The sequence below is a fragment of the Pedobacter sp. genome, assembly GCF_045628745.1.
GTDB lineage: Bacteria > Bacteroidota > Bacteroidia > Sphingobacteriales > Sphingobacteriaceae > Pedobacter.
In genome coordinates this window covers 1-3041 of sequence record NZ_JAZQPU010000409.1, presented here as the reverse complement: position 1 = coordinate 3041, position 3041 = coordinate 1, and the positions used below count along the sequence as shown (strand labels likewise).

The 3041-nt window shown below is 37.0% G+C and carries 4 protein-coding genes; all 4 read left to right on the top strand.

The window, feature by feature from the left end; translation table 11 throughout:
• The coding region (locus ACR2F7_RS14860) for an alpha-ketoglutarate-dependent dioxygenase AlkB family protein (RefSeq protein ID WP_432714331.1) at positions 1-481 on the top strand (481 nt) is incomplete at its 5' end.
• 58 nt (positions 482-539) lie between these two features.
• Positions 540-926, top strand: coding sequence for a VOC family protein (locus ACR2F7_RS14855; RefSeq protein WP_432714330.1), 387 nt, complete (start codon positions 540-542; stop codon positions 924-926).
• 184 nt (positions 927-1110) lie between these two features.
• Positions 1111-1314, top strand: a complete 204-nt coding sequence (locus ACR2F7_RS14850; protein ID WP_432714329.1) for a hypothetical protein — start codon at positions 1111-1113, stop codon at positions 1312-1314.
• Between the two features lie 159 nt (positions 1315-1473).
• Positions 1474-2730, top strand: a complete 1257-nt coding sequence (locus tag ACR2F7_RS14845; RefSeq protein ID WP_432714328.1) for a hypothetical protein — start codon at positions 1474-1476, stop codon at positions 2728-2730.
• Positions 2731-3041 lie beyond the last annotated feature (311 nt).

Below are 3041 nucleotides of genomic sequence, written 5' to 3'. Positions count from 1 at the left end.
GCATATCGACTGGAAAAATGATGAGGCTATCATTTTCGGAAAGAGAATTATAACCAAACGAAAAGTGGCCTGGTATGGTGAAAAACCCTTTGAATATACTTACTCCAACACGACTAAACTTGCTTTACCATGGACTAAAGAGCTTCTGGAAGTGAAGGCTGTAGTAGAAAAAGAAACTGAGGAGACCTTTAATTCGTGTCTATTAAATCTATACCATAATGGTGATGAAGGTATGGCATGGCACAGCGATGGTGAAACGGACCTCAAAAAAGACGGTGCCATCGGGTCTTTAAGTTTTGGCGCAGAAAGGAAGTTTGCATTTAAACATAAGCTGACTAAGGAAAAAGTGGAATTAAGGCTGGCTCACGGAAGCCTGTTGGTGATGAAGGGCACCACGCAAACCCACTGGCTGCATCGTTTGCCACCTACAAAGTTAATTACAGCACCAAGAGTAAACCTGACCTTCAGGACGATAGTTTGACTTACGATCAGAACAATTCATTGTTGGTATCAATTTCTAACCTTATAAACCTTAAATTATGAAAAAAGTAACAGGCCTTGGTGGCGTATTTTTTAAATGCGATAATCCAAAAGGAATGAACGAATGGTACTCCAAAAACCTTGGCTTCGAGACCAGTGATTACGGTGCAACATTTGAATGGATTAAGGCTGATGATCCAACAAAAAAAGGTTCTACGGCCTGGTGTACCTTTCCACAGGACACCAAATATTTCAATCCCTCAGCCAAGCCATTTATGATTAATTACCGGGTTGACGATATCGTTGCACTGGTAGCGCAGCTTAAAAAAGATAACGTAACTATTATTGATGAGATTGAAGACAGCGAATTCGGTAAATTTGTTCATGTGCTGGATCCAGAAGGGAATGCCATTGAACTTTGGGAACCAAAAGAGGATTTAGTATAAAGGTTTATTAAGCATATCAAATCGAGCTGGACCATCGTACATGCCGTTCGGCTATTGAGCTAACTCATCCTGAGCAGCCTCAATTTAATAAATAAATTCAATCTCAACGTGAAGAAAAGAATGTTAGCACGATTTAAGAATATAATTTTTAATATTGCAAGCAGACATCAAATAACAAAAACATATGCACGCAGGTGAAATTAATGTATTACAAGCAATTATAGAACTAGAATTAAGGGTAGGGACTTTAGAAAGAGGTCTAGACTTTATATCAAAAAACAATCCTAAACTGGTACAGCCTAGTCAGGCGCAAATTGAACGTTTCCGCGACGAAACCATTGCACAGCTACAAAAAGTTTACCCAGGATTGGGCATCAATTCTAAATAGACAAATATCCCCTGTACAGAATAAAATGTAGCAGGGGATATTTCTGAAAACAATCATCCATAGCATTCTTATGTTCTATTAATTTCATTAGGTTAATCATCATAGTATTTTCTATTTTTAAGGTACAATAGATCAATTGTAAATTAAAATGGAAACCTGATGAGCAAACCAATAAGAATTGCATCTACTATTACTCGAATTAACTTTATTACAATCCTAAACTATCTACTGACATTCTCAGTATTATTTTTACTCAGCGCTCTTCCGATATCATCGTTTGCACAATCCCTTCCTACGCCACAAGCTGAAAAACCCGAGCGACAAATTTCTTTTGCAAAAGAGAATAAATCGCATGCCTATTATGTCAAGCAAGCTGAACTTTGGTGGAAAGAAGTAGAAAAGGATAAATCCTCTGAAACCAACTGGTATAACTACTATCGTGCCTGCAGAAGCGCCCAAGGGACTTTTGACTGGAAGGAAGATTTTGTTAAAGAGTCTCCTGCGTTAAGACTTGGTGATGATATTGTTAAATTAATGGAAAAATACATTCCTCATACTTTTACCTATAATTATGTACTCGGATCCACTGGAGGTGTAAACCCATATGCAGGCCAGTATTTAATGAAAGCCTATGCCATGAATCCAGATTTTGAAGGCATTCACGCAGACGTTATCACCTATGCTCAAAGTATTGGTGATACTGCCCTTCGTGCAAAAGCCAATCAGGAATGGCATATAAAAAAAGACATGTCCCCTGGCTTGCTTTCTTATGCCTATAACCTATTAATGTCTGTAGATGAAGAAAGCATACTACTTACGCAGCATGATAATGATAGTTATCCGGTTTGGATGTTGCAGGATGTTTTGGGCATCAAGAAATCAGTGAAAGTTATTAATATAGACTTTCTGATTCTTGAAAGTTATCGAAAGCAGGTTTTTAAAGAATTGGATATGTCACAAACTGATTTACCCGGAAAAACGATCAATGAATGGGAAGCAAATTGGAAAAGTATTGTAGACTATATTTTATCGAACTATAAAGGAAAGAAAGCGCTCTATGTAAGTTTAACGCTTTTTCCAGACCTTTATCAAAAGTACTTACCTCAATTATCGACTTCAGGTCTAGCCTTAAAATTAGGGAAGAAACCACTCCACATTACTAAGCAAAACCTAAGGCTGATTGAGGATGATTTTTTATTAGATGATTTGAAAATTCAAGTTGCTTATGAACCCAATACCAATTTTGTAAATGAACAAAACCTGAACTATTTAAAAAGTTTTAAGTTAGTTCATGCTTATTACAAGCAGACCAAACAGGTAGAAAAAGCAAAACGTATAAAAGCACTTTCATTGTTGATCGCTAACAATGCTGAGAACAAAAAACTAAGTGAAAGCGTACAGACGGATTTCAAATAAACACCCGATTTTAATGTCGCAAAAACAACTGTAATTTATCACTTTCAGCTATACTTAAATAGCCTACCCTTCGTAAATTAGCTATTCAAAACAGGAGGTTTTATGGCAATTACACAAAAAATCACTTCTAATTTAAGGTTTGACAGCAAGGCGGAAGTAGCTGTAAACTTTTTCGTAAGACTTTTAGCTTAAGTCATAACCGGGTTATCGGCAATTTCCAACTTAGCAAATTTCTGCACCTCCATACTCGGGAAGCCAAAATCTTCAACCACCTTGCCCAATATTAAATAACAGCCCATGCCTCTGAAAGG